13 protein-coding genes are annotated in these 15,593 nt (G+C 64.5%); 10 read left to right on the top strand and 3 right to left on the bottom strand.

All coding sequences use genetic code 11. The annotated features are described in order from the left end of the window. Positions 1–32: 32 nt before the first annotated feature. Both BM110_RS15585 and BM110_RS15580 read right to left on the bottom strand, forming a co-directional pair. Positions 33–1,487 carry an aldehyde dehydrogenase family protein gene (locus BM110_RS15585; protein WP_092249855.1) on the bottom strand — a complete coding sequence of 485 codons (1,455 nt, stop codon included), beginning with the start codon at positions 1,485–1,487 and terminating at the stop codon, positions 33–35. A gap of 15 nt (positions 1,488–1,502) precedes the next feature. Continuing rightward, entirely contained in the window at positions 1,503–2,879 is a 1,377-nt protein-coding gene (locus BM110_RS15580) for an aspartate aminotransferase family protein (protein WP_092249834.1), read from the bottom strand. A gap of 205 nt (positions 2,880–3,084) precedes the next feature. On the opposite strand from BM110_RS15580, the gene BM110_RS15575 reads away from it, so the two are divergent. From BM110_RS15575 to BM110_RS15560, 4 genes are all read left to right on the top strand, one after another. Next, positions 3,085–4,059: a helix-turn-helix domain-containing protein gene (locus BM110_RS15575; protein WP_071489614.1), complete on the top strand. Its 975-nt coding sequence runs from the start codon at positions 3,085–3,087 to the stop codon at positions 4,057–4,059. Positions 4,060–4,266: 207 nt separating this feature from the next. Next, positions 4,267–5,715: an APC family permease gene (locus BM110_RS15570; RefSeq protein WP_093513771.1), complete on the top strand. Its 1,449-nt coding sequence runs from the start codon at positions 4,267–4,269 to the stop codon at positions 5,713–5,715. Positions 5,716–5,793: 78 nt separating this feature from the next. Next, positions 5,794–7,218: an aldehyde dehydrogenase family protein gene (locus tag BM110_RS15565; RefSeq protein WP_093513770.1), complete on the top strand. Its 1,425-nt coding sequence runs from the start codon at positions 5,794–5,796 to the stop codon at positions 7,216–7,218. Positions 7,219–7,221: 3 nt separating this feature from the next. Then, positions 7,222–8,535 carry an alginate export family protein gene (locus tag BM110_RS15560; protein ID WP_170856090.1) on the top strand — a complete coding sequence of 438 codons (1,314 nt, stop codon included), beginning with the start codon at positions 7,222–7,224 and terminating at the stop codon, positions 8,533–8,535. A 27-nt stretch (positions 8,536–8,562) separates the two neighbouring features. Here the strand turns inward: BM110_RS15560 and BM110_RS15555 are convergent, their stop codons facing one another. Then, positions 8,563–9,321, bottom strand: coding sequence for an IclR family transcriptional regulator (locus BM110_RS15555; RefSeq protein WP_071491536.1), 759 nt, complete (start codon positions 9,319–9,321; stop codon positions 8,563–8,565). Positions 9,322–9,533: 212 nt separating this feature from the next. Here BM110_RS15555 and BM110_RS15550 point away from each other — a divergent pair, with 212 nt between their 5' ends. The 6 genes from BM110_RS15550 to BM110_RS15525 are packed head-to-tail and all read left to right on the top strand — an operon-like array spanning position 9,534 to position 15,535. After that, on the top strand, positions 9,534–11,075 hold the full coding sequence (locus tag BM110_RS15550) for an acetolactate synthase large subunit (protein WP_092246169.1): 1,542 nt from the start codon (positions 9,534–9,536) through the stop codon (positions 11,073–11,075). Between the two features lie 11 nt (positions 11,076–11,086). Continuing rightward, positions 11,087–12,577, top strand: coding sequence for an aldehyde dehydrogenase family protein (locus tag BM110_RS15545; protein ID WP_092246166.1), 1,491 nt, complete (start codon positions 11,087–11,089; stop codon positions 12,575–12,577). A gap of 27 nt (positions 12,578–12,604) precedes the next feature. Continuing rightward, on the top strand, positions 12,605–13,399 hold the full coding sequence (locus BM110_RS15540; RefSeq protein WP_071491533.1) for an SDR family NAD(P)-dependent oxidoreductase: 795 nt from the start codon (positions 12,605–12,607) through the stop codon (positions 13,397–13,399). A gap of 12 nt (positions 13,400–13,411) precedes the next feature. Next, positions 13,412–14,452 (top strand): beta propeller repeat protein, encoded by a 1,041-nt coding sequence (locus tag BM110_RS15535; protein ID WP_071491532.1) that lies wholly within the window; start codon positions 13,412–13,414, stop codon positions 14,450–14,452. An 11-nt stretch (positions 14,453–14,463) separates the two neighbouring features. Beyond that, positions 14,464–14,922: a VOC family protein gene (locus tag BM110_RS15530; protein WP_071491531.1), complete on the top strand. Its 459-nt coding sequence runs from the start codon at positions 14,464–14,466 to the stop codon at positions 14,920–14,922. A gap of 10 nt (positions 14,923–14,932) precedes the next feature. Further along, the gene (locus BM110_RS15525; RefSeq protein WP_071491530.1) at positions 14,933–15,535 is read left to right on the top strand and encodes an amino acid synthesis family protein; all 603 of its coding nucleotides are present in this window, start codon (positions 14,933–14,935) and stop codon (positions 15,533–15,535) included. The last annotated feature ends 58 nt before the right edge of the window (positions 15,536–15,593 follow it).

Genomic DNA, 15,593 nt, shown 5'->3' with positions numbered 1-15,593 from the left:
GATATCGAGGGTGGCTCGCTCAGTGCGCTGGCTCAGCCGGGCATCAGTACGGTGATCACCTTCTCTTCGGTGTAGGCCAGCGCGCCACTGAAGCCGCCTTCACGTCCGATCCCGCTGGTCTTGACGCCGCCCCAGGGCAGGTTGGCGTCCAGCGGGCTCCAGCAGTTGATGCCCACCGCGCCGGCTTTCACCGCTGCGGCGACACGGTGCGCACGCACCAGGTCGGTGGTCCACACCGTGGCGGCGAGGCCATAGGTGGAGTCGTTGGCCAGCGCGATGGCCTCGTCTTCCGTGTCGAAGGGGATCAGCGTGCCCACCGGGCCGAAGATCTCGTCCTGGGCAATCGCCATGTCGTTGCGGGCGTTGGCGAAGATCGTCGGGCGCACGAACCAGCCGCGTGCAGGGGTGGACACGCCGCCGGCCAGCAGCGTAGCACCCTGGTCGATGCCCAGCTGGATGTAGCGGTTGACGCGATCGAACTGCGCTTTCTTGGCCACCGGCCCCATCTGTACGCCGGGCTGGCGCGGGTCGCCCACGTTGACCGCCTGGGCCGCTTCGGCCAGCGCCGCGCCGAAGCGCTCGGCGAGGCTGCGCTGGACGAGGATGCGCGAACCGGCCGCACACACCTGGCCCTGGTTGGCGAACAGGCCAAGGGCACAACCGCGCAAGGCGTCATCGAAGGAGGCGTCGTCGAAGACAATCTGCGGGCTCTTGCCGCCCAGTTCCAGGGCCACGCGCTTGAACAGCACGCCGGCAGTGCGCTGGATCTCGCGGCCGGCCTCGGGGCTGCCGGTGAAGCTGATCTTGGCGACGTGTGGGTGTTCGCACAGGGCGCGGCCCACTTCGGCGCCGTAGCCTGTGACCACGTTGATCACACCGTCCGGGAAACCCGCTTCCTGCGCCAGCGCCGCCAGGTGCAGGGCCGACTGCGGGGTCTCTTCCGATGGCTTGACCACCACGGTGCAGCCTGCCGCCAGCAACGCGGCGAGCTTCCAGACCGTGATCATCAATGGCGAGTTCCACGGCACGATAGCGCCGACCACCCCCACCGGCTCGCGTACGGTGTACGAGAGGGTGCGGGTGCCGAAGTAGCCGCCGGTGGGGATGGTGCGTCCTTCGAGCTGGTTGGCCCAGCCGGCAGCGGCGCGCAGGTGGGCGATCGCATTGGGCAGGTCCATGCGGCGCGGCTCGATGGGGGAGCGGCCGATGGCGTTGGCGTCCAGGTCGGCGAGCCGTTCGCTGTCGCGCTCTACCAGATCCGCCAGTTTCGACAGCAGCCGGCCACGCTGGGCGCCGTCGAGTTGGCTCCAGGCGCCCCGTTCGAGTTGCTCGAGCGCAGCACCCACGGCGCGGTTGACGTCGTCGGCCGTGCCGCGTGCCGAACGGGCGTAGACCTGTTCCGTAACCGGATCGATAAGGTCGATGCGGCGTCCATCGGAGGCTTCAAGCGACGCGCCGGCGATGAAGTGATTCAAGTGTTCAGTCATGTTGCGCTCCATGAGTCATGCCTTGAGGGCGGCCAGGGCGTCGCCGAAGATGTCCAGTGCCTTGAAGAACAGCGAACGGGAGATGGTCAGCGACGGCATCACGCGCATCACGTTGCTGTAGCGACCGCAGGGAATCATCAGCACGCCGTGGTTGAGCAGGTAGCCCATGAGCTGGCCGATCTTTTCACCCGCCAGGGGCGCCTTGGTGACTGGGTCTTCGACCAATTCGATACCGATCATCAGGCCGCGCCCGCGCACTTCGCCGACCAGTGGGTTGTTGAAGCCGCGAATATAGGCCTGGGCTTCCAGGCCCAGCGCGTGGGCACGGTTGAGCAGGTCCAGTTCCGGGTCCTGCAGGATGCTGATGTTGGTCAGCGCCACGGCCGCCGACAGCGAGTTGGCGGCGAACGTGTTGGGCATCGAGCCATCGGGAATCTTTGCCGCCAGGTCCGAGCGCATGATCAGGCCGGCCATCGGCAGATCGCTGCCGATGCCTTTGCCGAAGGTGAGCATGTCCGGTTTCACGCCCGAGTGTTCCACCGCCCACATCTTGCCGGTGCGCCCGGCGCCGGATTGCACTTCATCGACGATCAGCAAGGTGCCGCTGCGGTCGCAGGCCTTGCGCAGCAGTTGCAGGAACTCCGGCGAAGGCGGCACGTAGCCGCCTTCGCCCTGTACCGGTTCCACGATCACTGCGGCCACATCATCGGCGGCGGTGTAGGGCGTGTTCAGCAGGTAGTCCACGTAGTCGCCGGCGATCTGCTCGGCGCTCTTGTGGGTGGTGTCGAACGGGAAGCGGTAGGCATACGGGTAGGGCGCGTGAATCACACCGCCCATCTGCGCGCCGTAGCCTTTGCGGTAGGCAGTGCCGGTGGTCAGCGCGCCCGACGCGTTCCACACGCCGTGGTAGCCGCCGTGGAAAGCAATGATCTGGTGCCGCCCGGTGATGCGCTTGGCGAACTTGATCGCGGCTTCCAGTGCATCGCTGCCGCTTTGGGTGAAAAAGGTGATGCAGTCGCCACGCAAGCCGTCCGGCGCGATCTCGGACATCTTGGCGGCCAGCTCGGTGCGCCGGGTGCTGTTGATTTCCAGGGCATGCATCAGCACTTCGGACTGTTCGCGGATGGCCTGCACCACTTTGGGGTGGCAACGGCCCACGCTGCTGACGCCGACACCGGCGGACAGGTCAATGTAGGTATTGCCGTCCGGGTCCTTGAAGGTTGCGCCGAACGCACGGTCCATGGCCACCGGCATGCGCCCGCCGCCACGGGCCATCGACTCGGTGCGCGCCGACAACGCCAGGGCTTCGCTGGCCTTGGGGCCGGGCAGGGCGCTGGAGAGGATGCGCGGGGCATCCGCGAAGTGCAGGGATTCTAGTGTGGCTTCACTCATGACGGTCTCTCTGACAGGTCGATTTACGTGTGCCGATCATCTCCGGTGCGCGTTCCAGACCGGTATCCCGAATCGGCACCTATACACGTGCCTGCTCCAGCCCGCCGGCTGTCCCATAAACGATTTGCAGGACGTGTGCTATGTGCGACTATCGAGCGCAGCGGCGATCAAAAAACAAGAATTTCTGGCAGAGGCTTGCGACTCCATGAAAAATCAGACGATCAGCCATTTTCGCGATATCCATGTGCATGCAGCCACCGTCCAGCAGTGGAGCCAGGACTACAGCCAGCTGACCGCCGGCTCCGCCGAAAGCACACTGATGCAGCTGACGACCGCCGGCTGCCACTTGTTCCTCGAACAGATCAACCAGCGTGTGGTGCAGAACGGCGTGGCCCCTCGGGGCAAGATGTGCTTCGCGGTGCCGATCAACGTGCCCGGTTCGATCCGCATGCAGGGGCGCGACGTGGACGACAGCAGCCTGTTCTTCCTGCACGGTGGCGAGGAGTTCATGTTCCACATGCCGATGGGCATGGAGCTGCTGTCCATCACCTTCGAGCGTGAGCTGTTCGAGCAGGCGCTGGAGCAGACCGCGTCGGCGAAGGAACTCAACCTGCTGCTGCGCCAGCCGGTGATCAAGGTGTCGCCCCAGCGTTTCGCCCAGGCTCGCCGCCGATTGCTCGCGTTGTTCTCCCAGGCCCTGGCCGACGATGACCTCGACAGCACGCGCGATCGGGAGCGAGAGATGGTGCTGGAACAGGCGATGCTCGGTGAGCTGCTGCAACTGATGACCGACCCGGCCTGTGACAAGCAGCAGCGCAGCCCCAGCTCTACGCGCAGTTTCATTGTCGAGAAATGCCACCGCCTGACCACCACGGAAATGATCAACGTGCCCAGCGTGATCGAGTTGTGCCAGCGGCTCCAGGTGAGTCGGCGCACCGTGCAGAACAGCTTCCGTGCGGTGGCCGAGACCACGCCGCTGAACTACCTGCGCTCGGTGCGGCTCAACGGCGTGCGCCGGGCCTTGATGTCGACCCGTGCCTGCGACCTCTCCATCGGCGATGCCGCTGCCCAGTGGGGTTTTTACCACCTGAGCCATTTTGCCGCGGAGTACCAGGAACTGTTCGCCGAGCTGCCGTCCCAGACGGCCCGCGCCGCCATCAGCGGTTTTGCGCGCGGCTGAACCTTCACCGATTTTGAACGACCTGAGAGCACCTTCGCTGCTTGCGCAAGGTGAGGACGTGCGTGACCGATTTGGGCTACCGCGACGTTCGTTGGCAGGCATAGGATCGATTCCAGCGTGCAACAACAACGATAAGCGACTCGGTGACGGTGAGCGGTTGACTGCGCCGATCCAACAGCGACTGCCTCATACAATAAGGTCAACAACATGAGCGTATCTCTCCCGGTCACCCCCTCCACGGAGCTCAAGCGTGGCGCCCTGGGCGTGGGCTTCATCATTTTCTTTGTGGTTTCGGCGGCGAGCCCGTTGAGCGTGATCGCCGGTGGCTTCCCGATTGGCATCATGCTCGGCAACGGCGCCGGTACCCCGGCATTGCTGATCCTGGCCCTGCTGGTGCTGCTGGCGTTCTCGGTGGGTTACACCACCATGTCCAAGCACCTGACCAATGCAGGCGGCTTTTATGCCTTTACCTCCCGTGGCCTGGGTGGCTTGGCCGGCGGGGCGGCGGGGGTGCTGGCGATGTTTGCCTACAACATCTTGCAGGTCGGCTTGTATGGCATGTTCGGCGGGGTGGTCAGCGGCACCATGGCCAGTGTGTTCGGCCTGGAGTTGCCGTGGTGGGCGTACTCGCTGCTGGCGATGGCCAGCGTGGCGATATTGGGCTATCGCAAGATCGACCTGTCGGCGCGGGTGTTGTCGGTGGTGGTGATTGCCGAGTACCTGGCGATCCTGATCCTGGATTTCGCGATCCTCAGGTCAGGCGGAGACAGTGGCGTCAACCTGGCGTCGTTCAGCAGCCATCACGTATTCAGCGGCACGCCGTCCATTGGCCTGCTGTTCTGCTTCGCGGCGTTCATCGGCTTCGAGGCCACGACCATCTACGGCGAAGAGGCGAAGAACCCGCAACGCACCATTCCGATTGCCACCTACTGTTCGGTGCTGCTGATCGGCGGGTTCTACGCGTTGTCGGTATGGTCGATGGTGGTGGGCGTCGGCGCGGACAAGATCGTGCCGCTGTTGCAGTCCTTGCAGGATCCGACGACCTTTATCTACGGCATGTCCGACCATTTTGTCGGCCCGCACCTGACCCAGGTCATCCGCGTGCTGTTCATGGTGAGTATCTATGCCGGACTGCTGGCGTTCCACAACGCCGCCGCGCGTTACTTCTATGCGATTGGCCGCGATGGGTTGCTGCACAGCCTGCTGGGCACCACCCATCGCGTACACCAGAGCCCGCACATGGGCTCGGCCTTGCAGAGCCTGATCGCAGCAGTGGTGGTGCTGATTTTTGCCGCCATGGATGCCGATCCGATCCTGCAACTGTTCGCCTGGCTGTCCAACCTGGCGACGCTGTGCGTCATCCTGCTGATGGCGCTGACGTCGGTGGCGGTGTGCGTGTACTTCCAGCGTCATCCCGAACTGAACGTCGGGCTCTGGCGTGGGCGTATCCTCCCCGTTTTCTCCAGCCTGGCCCTGGTGTCGGTGCTGGTGCTGGCGGTGGTGCACTTCGACGTGCTGACCGGGGCCAGCAAGCTCCTGTCCTATGGCCTGTGCGCGATCATCCCCGTGGCCCTGATCATCGGGGTTTACCTCGCCGCACGCTTGCGCAAACTCTCGCCGCAGCGCTTCCACGCGTTGGGCAGCCACAAGCTCTGAGCCACACCCGATCATCCAGATAAAACCGGCCTGCCGTCCTTCGGCCAGGCCCGCCAGCGTGTGAAAGGAAGGTTGCAAATGCACAACTACAAGATGCTTATCAACGGGGCCCTGGTGGCCGGTGAGCAGGGGCGGTTCGAAGTGGTCAACCCGGCCACCGGGGCGGTGTTCGCCCACTGCCCGGCAGGTTCTTTGGGGCAACTCGACCAGGCGGTGGAGGCCGCGCAGGTGGCGTTCAAAAGCTGGCGCCACAGCAGCCACGCCGACCGCAGCGCACGCCTGCTGGCGATTGCGGCGGATATCGAACGGGAGGCCGATGCACTGGCCCGGCTGATCGTGCAGGAACAAGGCAAACCGCTGGAACTGGCGTTTTCCGAAGTCATGGGCGCGGCCGCCTGGACCCGCTACGCGGCGGGGCAAGACATTGCCGTGGAGCTGGTGGAAGACACCCCCACCCAACGCATCGAGTTGCACCGCAAACCCTTGGGCATAGTGGCCTCGATCACGCCGTGGAACTGGCCGTTCATGATCGCCGTGTGGCACATCATGCCGGCATTGCGGGCCGGTAATTGCGTGATCAGCAAACCGTCGAGCCTGACGCCGCTGAGCACCCTGGGCCTGGTCGACATCATCGCCCGCCATGTGCCCCACGGCGTGATCAATTGCGTGACGGGCGAGCAAGGCTTCGGCAGCGCGATCACGGCGCATCCAGGCATCCAGAAGATTGTCTTCACCGGCTCCACTGCCACCGGGCAAAGCGTGATGCGCGGCGCTGCCAGTAACCTCAAGCGCCTGACCCTGGAGCTGGGCGGCAACGACGCGGCGATCATCCTGCCGGGCACGCCGGTGCAAGAGGTGGCCGAGGCGATCTTCCAGGCGGCGTTTCTCAACATGGGGCAGACCTGCGCCGCCCTCAAGCGCCTGTATATCCACGAGTCGCAATACCAGGCCTTCGCCGAGGCGCTGACGCAGATCGCGGCGCGCCAGGTGGTGGGGGATGGCCTGGAGGCCGGGGTCACCTTCGGTCCGGTGCAGAACCTGGAACAGCTGGCGCTGGTGGAAGCCCTGGTCGACGACGCACGGGCCAACGGCGGGCGGGTGCTGTGCGGCGGCGCACGCCTGGATCACTCCGGTTTTTTCTACCCGCCCACCCTGGTGGCCGACGTCACCGACGGTCAGCGCCTGGTCGACGAAGAGCAGTTCGGCCCCGTGCTGCCGCTGATCGCCTACCGCGACGTGGAAGACGTGCTGCGGCGCGCCAATGCCGGTGACATGGGCCTGGGCGGCTCGGTGTGGGGGCCGGATGTCGAACAGGCCCAGCTCCTGGCCAGCCGCCTGGAGAGTGGGGTGGCGTGGGTCAACTGTCATGCGCAGATCCAGCCGAACACGCCGTTTGGCGGCAGCAAGATGTCCGGGTTTGGCGTCGAGTTCGGCCTGGAAGGCCTGCTGGAGTTCACCGGTCAGCAATTGCTGTTTGTTCGCAAGCCAGCACAAGGAGCCTGAGCCATGCACCCTCCACTTATCGGCCCCGCGCTGGCGTGCACCCTGGTGCTTTGCGCCTTCCCGTCCGCGCATGCCTATGAGCTGTACAGCGATGACAGTCGTCACCTCAACGCCGACATGACCGCGGTGTTCGGGCAATTCAACAGCCGCAAGAACTACGACGGCACTCCCGGCGGTTCTACCTGGCGCGAGGGTTTTATCAAGTATGGCTTGAGTGGCGACCAGGCCCTCGCCGGCAACGGCACCGCGTACGGTGCCTTTGCACTGCTCAGTTCCGCTACCTGGGGCGATGGCGACCCGGCAGGCAACACCCTGGGCACCGAGCGCACCACCAAGATTGAAGACGCGTACCTCGGCTGGCGGTCCGACGATCTATTCCCGGCGCTGGGCAAGAACGGCGTGGATATTTCCGCTGGGCGCCAGGTGGTCAAGCTGGGTCGTGGGTTCCTGATCAACGATGACGGGCCGAACCTGGGCAAGGGCCCCGCCGATGGCAAGCTGAACCGCGGGGGGGCGTTCTACCTGGCGGCGCGGCATGCGTTCGACCAGACCGCGTATGTGCGCCTGGGTGGGCAGGACGGCCTGCATGGCAGCCTGCTGTGGTTGAAGTCCGACAACCGCGCCCAGGCCGAAACCGAACTGGCCGCCGGTACGCTGGACTACACCGCCCAGCCGGGGACGATCGGGCTGACCTGGATCCACGGCATCAACGTGAACGATCAATGGGCCAGTGACTTCCAGCGCCAGCGCAAGGGCATGAATGTCTACAGCGTGCGCGGTGAGGGCGATGCGGGCGTCAAGAACGTCAGCCTGGCATTCGAGTACGCCTGGCAGGACAAGGACGCCGGCCCGCAAAACGCCTGGTACGGCGAGGCAGGCTACACTTTTGCCGATAGCGCCTGGTCGCCCAAACTCACGTACCGTTATGCGCGCTACTCACAGAAGTGGGACTCGTTGTTCACCGGCCAGAGCCTGGGGTACGGCACCTGGCTGCAAGGCGAAGTCGCCAGCAACTACTCGGGGCCGTTCAACAGCAATACACGGGTCCAGCATGTCGGGTTGAAGGCGACCCCGCTGGAAACCCTGACCCTGGGCGCGCTGTTCTTCGATTTCGACACCGTGCGCAAGCGCGATGCAATCAACCTCACTGCCCGGGAACTGGACCTGTATGCCGAATGGGCGGTCAACCCGCACCTGATCGTCACCCCGCTGGTTGGCCTGTACAAGCCCGAGAAGGACGCGACCACGGGCGGTAATCAGGTGGGGGGCAATGGCACCAATGTGTACAGCCAGGTGACCGTGGCCGTGCCGTTCTGAGCATGGCTGGGTACGGCGTTGGGATACCTATGCCGTTCTGGTGGTAGGCGGGTTGCGCATGTTGTCGGCGATCCGTCGCGTGGTGTCCATGACCATCTCTATCACGGTTTCCTGGCGCAGCAGCTTGAAGCTTTGCGTGCTGCCGACGGCCGACAGGCTGCCGACCACTTCGTCCAGGTCGGTCTGGATGATGGGCGCGGCGATACCGGTCAGGCCCAGGTTGAGCTCATCGTGGGTCAGGCAGTAGCCGTCCTTGCGGATCTTTTTCGCGGCCTTGTTGAACCCCGCCCAGTCGTAGGGGCTGGCGGGGTCGTTGGCCAGGTGCTCGTCGAACAGGCGTTGCAGGCGACGGCCTTTCTGGTAGGCGATCAACACCTTCGACTGCGCGCCGCGAAAGAACGGCAACGGTTGCCCACGCCCGAACGCAAAGTGATAGGTGTCGGTGGGCTCGGCGATGTAGGTGTTGATGATGCGCCCGTCATAAAACACGCTGGCAAACACCGCCAGGCCCGTTTGCGCGGACAACTCGTGCATCAGCTCGCGCCCGGCGAGCAGGATCGGGTCGTACTGGCGCATCTTCCAGTCCAGCTCGATCACCCGTGGGCCCAGGCCGTAGCTGCCGGCATCCACGCGGGTCAGCAGGCCGGCATCGCACAAGTCCTTGACGTAGCGGTACACGGTGGCCCGTGACAGGCCCATGCGCTCGGCGATGGTGTCGGGGTCGATCTTCAATGTCTGTGGGCCGAACAGGTCCAGGACGCTCAGCAATTTGCTCAGGCTGCTCATTTCGTTCCTAAAAAGGGGAGGGGCACGTGCTGCGTTCCGCTGGCGCAACACTACCGCAGTGAAAGAAAAACGCAATCTTTTGTGCTTTTGAGGTCGCAAAAAAATCACATAAATCTCACTAAATGAGACAAATCAAAATAAAATGCTTGTTGATTGAATTTTTGTGTGTGATAAATCTCATCACTGCAAACGCTCAAGCAAGAGGGCTGAAAATGAATGGTGCGCAACTGATAGTGAATGCGGCTGCGGCAAGCGGTATCGAGTACTGCTTCGCCAATCCCGGAACCACCGAAATTCCATTGGTGGCGGCGATGGCCAGCGCACCTGCACTCAAGCCGGTGTTGTCGTTGTTTGAAGGGGTCTGCACCGGCGCGGCGGACGGCTATGGCCGGATTGCCGGCAAACCGGCCATGACCCTGACCCATCTGGGGCCCGGGTTCGCCAACGGCATCGCCAACCTGCACAACGCACGGCGCGCCAACACTCCCATCGTCAACGTGATCGGCGATCACGCCTCCTGGCACGTCAACTACGACCCGCCGCTGGCCAGTGACATCCAGGCCCTGGCAGGCGCGGTCTCCGGCTGGGTGCGCACCTCGCGCACGGCGTCGGGGGTGGGCGAGGATCTGCAGGAAGCCATGCGCGCGGCCTGGCAGGCCAAGGGGCAGATCGCCAGTTTGATCCTGCCCATGGACCTGCAAGCCCATGCCGTGACCCACAGCGGTGTATTCGCCCCGATCCGCCCGCCGGTCCGGCGCTTTGCCGGCGACCGCATCGAGAACGTGGCCAAGGCCCTGCGTGACGGCCTGCGCCTGGTGTTTATCGTCGGCGACGAAGGCTTGTCGGTTGCCGGCCTGGAAGCGGCGGGGCGCCTGGCGCAACTGCCGGGCGTGCGTCTGTTCGCCGAGACCTTTCCACGCCTGAGCTACCGTGGCGGTGGCCTGCCGGACCTGGACCGCCTGCCGTACTTCCCGGAAGTGGCGATTGAAATCCTCGAACAATACGACCTGGTGGTGTGCGCCGGCGTGCCGGAGCCCATCAGCTACTTCGGCTACGAAGGCATCCCGTCGCGCCTGGCCGAACGTGAGCGCCTGCTGGCGTTGGCCGATGTCGGTGACGATGTGGCCGGCGCGCTGACGGCATTGGCCGACGCCCTGGATGCACCCGCTTATGTGCCGACGCCCCAGGGCATCGAACTGCCGCCCGGTCACGCCGAGCTGACCCCACAGTCGGTGGGCCAGTTGCTGGCTGCCGCCCTGCCGGACGACAGCATTGTCTCCGTCGAAGGCGGCACCTGCGGCTATCCGTTCTTCACCGCTTCGGCCCGCGCCGCTCGGCACCGGGTACTGACCAACACCGGTGGCGCGATCGGCCAGGGTATCCCGGTGGGCTTCGGCGCCGCCCTGGCCGAGCGCGGCAACCGCGTGTACTGCCTGCAATCGGACGGCAGTGCCCAGTACACCATTCAAACCCTGTGGAGCATTGCCCGCGAGCAACTGCCAGTGGTGATCCTGATTGCCGCCAACCACCGCTACGCGATTCTGCAGAACGAGTTGCGTCGTTTCGGCATGACCGAACTGGGACCCGAAGCCCTGAAGCTGACGGTGCTCGACAGCCCGCGCATTGACTGGAAAGCCCTGGCCAAAGGCTACGGCGTGCCAGCCAGCACGGTGCACACCAATGCCGAACTGCAACGGGCGCTGGCCAATGCAAATGCCGACGGCGGGCCTTGCCTGATCGAAATGGCGCTGTGAAGGAGTCGACCATGAAGCTGTTTGAAGTACTACCCGCCGTCCAGGCTTTTCTGTCCCAGCCGGGGCGCCTGTTTATCGGTGGCAGTTGGCAGGATGCTGCCGATGGCCGCCGTTTTGCGGTGGAAAACCCGGCCACCGAAGACACCCTGACCGAAGTGGCCCAGGGCGGTGCACGGGACGTGGACGCCGCCGTTGCCGCCGCGCGTTCGGCGTTCAACGGCGCCTGGTCGTTGCAGTCACCGGCCCAGCGCGGCCTCCTGCTGTTCCGCCTGGCGGACCTGTTGGACCAGCACCGCGAAGAACTGGCGCAGCTGATCACCCTGGAAAACGGCAAGCCGATTGCTGCAGCGCGCGGTGAAGCGGCCAGCGCCGCCACCATCCTGCGTTACTTCGCCGGCTGGCCGACCAAGATCGAAGGCAGCACCTTGCCCGTTTCACCGGCCAGCGGCGCGCCGATGCTCAACTACACCCTGCGTGAACCGGTGGGGGTCTGCGCGCTGATCGTGCCGTGGAACTTCCCGCTGAACATGTGCGTGTGGAAGCTCGGCCCGGCGCTGGCCACCGGTTGCGTCGCGGTGCTCAAGCCTGCCGAACAAACGCCGCTGGTTGCGATCCGCCTGGTGCAGTTGATCGAGGCGGCGGGGTTCCCGGCCGGCGTGGTCAACCTGGTCACCGGCCTTGGCGCCGAAACCGGTGCGCCGCTGGCGGAGCATCCCGATGTGGACAAGATCGCCTTTACCGGCTCGACCCAGGTCGGCCGGCTGATCGCGCAAGCGGCCACGCGCAACATGAAAAAGGTCTCGCTGGAACTGGGCGGCAAGTCGCCGAACATCATCCTGCCCGACGCCGATATCGTGCGCGCCGCCAAAGGCGCCGCCGATGGCATTTTCTACAACCAGGGCCAGGTGTGCACCGCCGCTTCGCGGTTGTACGTGCACGCCAGCGTGCTGGACCAGGTCCTCGAAGAACTCGAACGGCACGCCGCCGCCCATGTCCTCGGCAATGGCCTGGACCCGGCCAGCAGCATGGGCCCGCTGGTTTCCGGGCGCCAGCTGGCGACGGTCAAGGGCTACCTGCAACGCGGCCAGGAAGAGGGCGCCGAACTGATCTGCGGTGGCGGGCGTCCGGCCCACCTGGAGCGTGGCCACTTCATTGCGCCCAGTGTGTTCCTGGATCGCGCCGAGGCGGCCTGCGTCGCCCGCGAAGAAATCTTCGGCCCGGTGCTGACGGTAATGAGCTGGACCGAAATCGATGACCTGGTGCTGCGCGCCAACGATTCGCCCTATGGCCTTGCGGCCGGCCTGTGGACCCGCGACCTGCGCTCGGCACACCGCGTGGCGGCGCAACTCAAGGCGGGCTCGGTGTGGGTCAACTGCTGGAACGTGGTCGATGCGGCCTCGCCATTCGGCGGCTACAAGCAATCCGGCTGGGGCCGGGAAATGGGTAAGAACGTGATCGATGCCTACACCGAGACCAAAAGCGTGTTTGTCGATCTGGCCTGAACTGAATAATCACACGAGGTAATTGTTATGGATCTGGAATTGAAAGGCCGCGTGGCCATCGTTACCGGTGGCGGCATGGGCATCGGCAAGGAAGTCGCACGTTTTCTCTCCGAAGAAGGCTGCAAGGTGGTGATCTGCGCGCGCCGCATGGCGTTCCTGCAACTGGCCGCCGAAGAGATCAGCGCCCAGACCGGCAACGAAGTGCTGCCGCTGTTCTGCGACACCAATGAGATGTCCGCCGTGTCGGAAATGGTCGAAGCCGCCTACAAGCACTTCGGCCGCATCGACATCCTGGTCAACGGTGCCGCTGCGCCGTCTGGCGTAGTGCGCAATGACATCGAACACGCCGGTGACGATGAGCTGCTGTCGGACCTCAACACCAAAGTGATCGGCTACTTCCGTTGCGCCAAGGCCGTGACCCCGCACATGAAGGCCGCCGGCTTCGGTCGCATCATCAACATCGGTGGCCTCACCGGACGCAGTAGCAAGGTGCTGTCGGGCATGCGCAACCTGGCCATCGCCCACATGACCAAGACTCTGTCCGACCAGCTTGGCCCCTCGGGCATCACGGTCAACCTGATTCACCCAGGCGTTGTGGATACCCCGCATATCCAGGAGCTGTATGACCGCGAAGCAGTCAAGCAAGGCAAGACCGCGGAGCAGGTCGAGCAGGCTTACATCGACGCGACGCCGATTCGCCGCACCCTCGCCCCGATTGAAATGGGCTGGCTGATTGGTTTCCTGGCGTCGCCCAAGGCCGGCGCGGTGACCGGCGAGTCCATCGGCATCGACGGCGGTTTGACCCGTGGTATCTATATCTGAGGAGCATCTGTGATGAGTAACGGAACCCTTTTGGTGGCCACCGTCGGGCAAGCGGTGATCCGCAGTGCCGACGATGGCCGTACCTGGCATCGCCTGGGCCTGGGGCAGGACCTGGAATTCGATGCGATCACTCGCTCACTGAGCCTGCACCCCGACGCGCCCGAGGTGATTTATGCCGGCACCGACGTGGGCTTGTGCGTCAGCCGTGACACCGGCGGCCATTGGCAGCGCGTCGATTCGCCGTTCAACGGGCAGACCGTGTGGAAAGTCGCGGTGGACCCACGGAACGCACAACGGATTTTCGTCGGCACCGGTGCACCTTCCCGCGCTGTGTTGTGGCGCACCCTGGACGGTGGGCTGAGCTGGGATCGGGCACCGGTGGAAATTCCGGAGTTTTGCGACGGCGTCAGTCGCCCACGCCTGCTGGCGTTTGCCTACGACCCGACCGACCCCGACCAGCTGTGGTTCGGCCTTGAAGAGGGTGGGTTGTTCCACTCCCGCGACGGCGGCGACAGCTGGACCCGCGTCGATGACCGCCTGTTGTGGGAGTTCAACTCGGACGTGCACAACATCCTGGTACTGCCCAACCATGGCCAGAAAGTCATCGTGGTGGTCTGCGTCAACGCGGTCTACCGCAGCCTGGACGAAGGGCTGACCTGGACTGGCATCATCGGCCGCGAAGCCTTCGGCCTGTATTACATCCGCGCCATGAACGCGCCGTTGGGCTCGCAAAGCGACCTGTACCTGAGCATTTCCGATGGCACGCCGGGCACCACCAGCAAGATCCTGGTGTCCCGCGATGCGGCGCTCAGCTGGGAAGTGCTGCCGCTTTCCCAGCAGCCCAATTCCTGCGTGTGGGCGATTGCCTTCAACCCGGCCAACCCCCGGCAGATCGTGGCGGGCACCAAGTACGGGCATCTGTTCACCTCCGACAACGGCGGTGACGGCTGGCAGAAACAGTGGCGCGACTTCAGCGAGATCGCCGATGTGCTGTGGACGCCGGCCGTGGCGCAGATCAAGGCCGGGCATCAATCCATCGTCAAGAAGCACTGAGGTATATCGCCATGAAAGTCGAGATCCTGCGTACTCACTTATCGCTCTGGGTCAGTGACCCGGACGTGTCGGCGCGCTGGTACGCCGACATTCTGGGCATGCACGAAAGTGCCCGGGGCGAGAGCTGGGTCATGATGGCGTTTGGCGGCAAGCACCACGACATCGCCTTGATCCGCGCCGACCCTGGCGCCCATCAGGGTGGGCTGGGGTTGCAACACTACGGCCTGGAAATCGACGGAGACATGACCACCCTGCGCCAGCTCTACGGCATGTTGCTGGGCAAGGGTGTCGAGGTGGTCAAGATCACCGACCACGAAATCGGCCATGGCGTGTACTTCAACGACCCCGACGGCAACCGCATGGAATTCTTCCTCGAGACCGAGCATGACGATGCGCGCGGCAAGGCCCGGTTCAAGGCCGCTGGCGCACCGAGCCGACATTTCAACCTGGACCCACTGGACCCACTTTGAGGCAACCCCGATGAAAACCGCGAATTTTGCTAGCTATCACATCCGCAAATGGTACAGCTTTGTCGAAGAAACCCTGGCCAACGAAACCGGCCAACTGGCCGATGGCGAGCCACTGTTCAAATATGCGATTGCCGCCGTGATCGCCAACCCTTATGCCGGTCGCTACAGCGAGTCGCTCGCCGAACTGGTCGACCCTTCGCCGCTGCTGGGCGAAGAGTTTGGCCGGCGCATCCAGGCATTGGCCGGCGCCCGTGAGATTGTCAGCTATGGCAAGGCGATCCTGGTGGGCAGCGAGGGCGAGTACGAGCACGGTAACGCATTCCTGACCAACCCGGCAGCCGACCCGATCCGCGTCGCGCTGGGCGGCGGCAAATCCTGGGTACCGTCCACCGGCAAGCGTGGCGGGCCGGGGTCGACCATCGACGTACCGCTGGCGCACAAGGATGCCCTGTACGTCCGTTCCCACTACGACAGCATATCGCTGATGTTTGGCGACGGGCCGGCGCCCGACGAGGTCGTGATCATCTGGGCCTTCGCCACGCGTGGACGCTTGCATGCGCGCCTGGGCGGCCTGCAGGCTAAAGACGTCAAAGGCCTGGATGGGCTGCACTGACAGCAGGCGTGCGCCTTGAGCTGTACCGGATTACAACCACAACAAGAAAGCGGTGATG

Origin of the sequence: Pseudomonas sp. NFPP28, from assembly GCF_900115535.1 — a bacterium.
Classification (GTDB): Bacteria; Pseudomonadota; Gammaproteobacteria; order Pseudomonadales; family Pseudomonadaceae; genus Aquipseudomonas; species Aquipseudomonas extremorientalis.
This window is presented reverse-complemented; position numbering and strand designations above follow the sequence as displayed.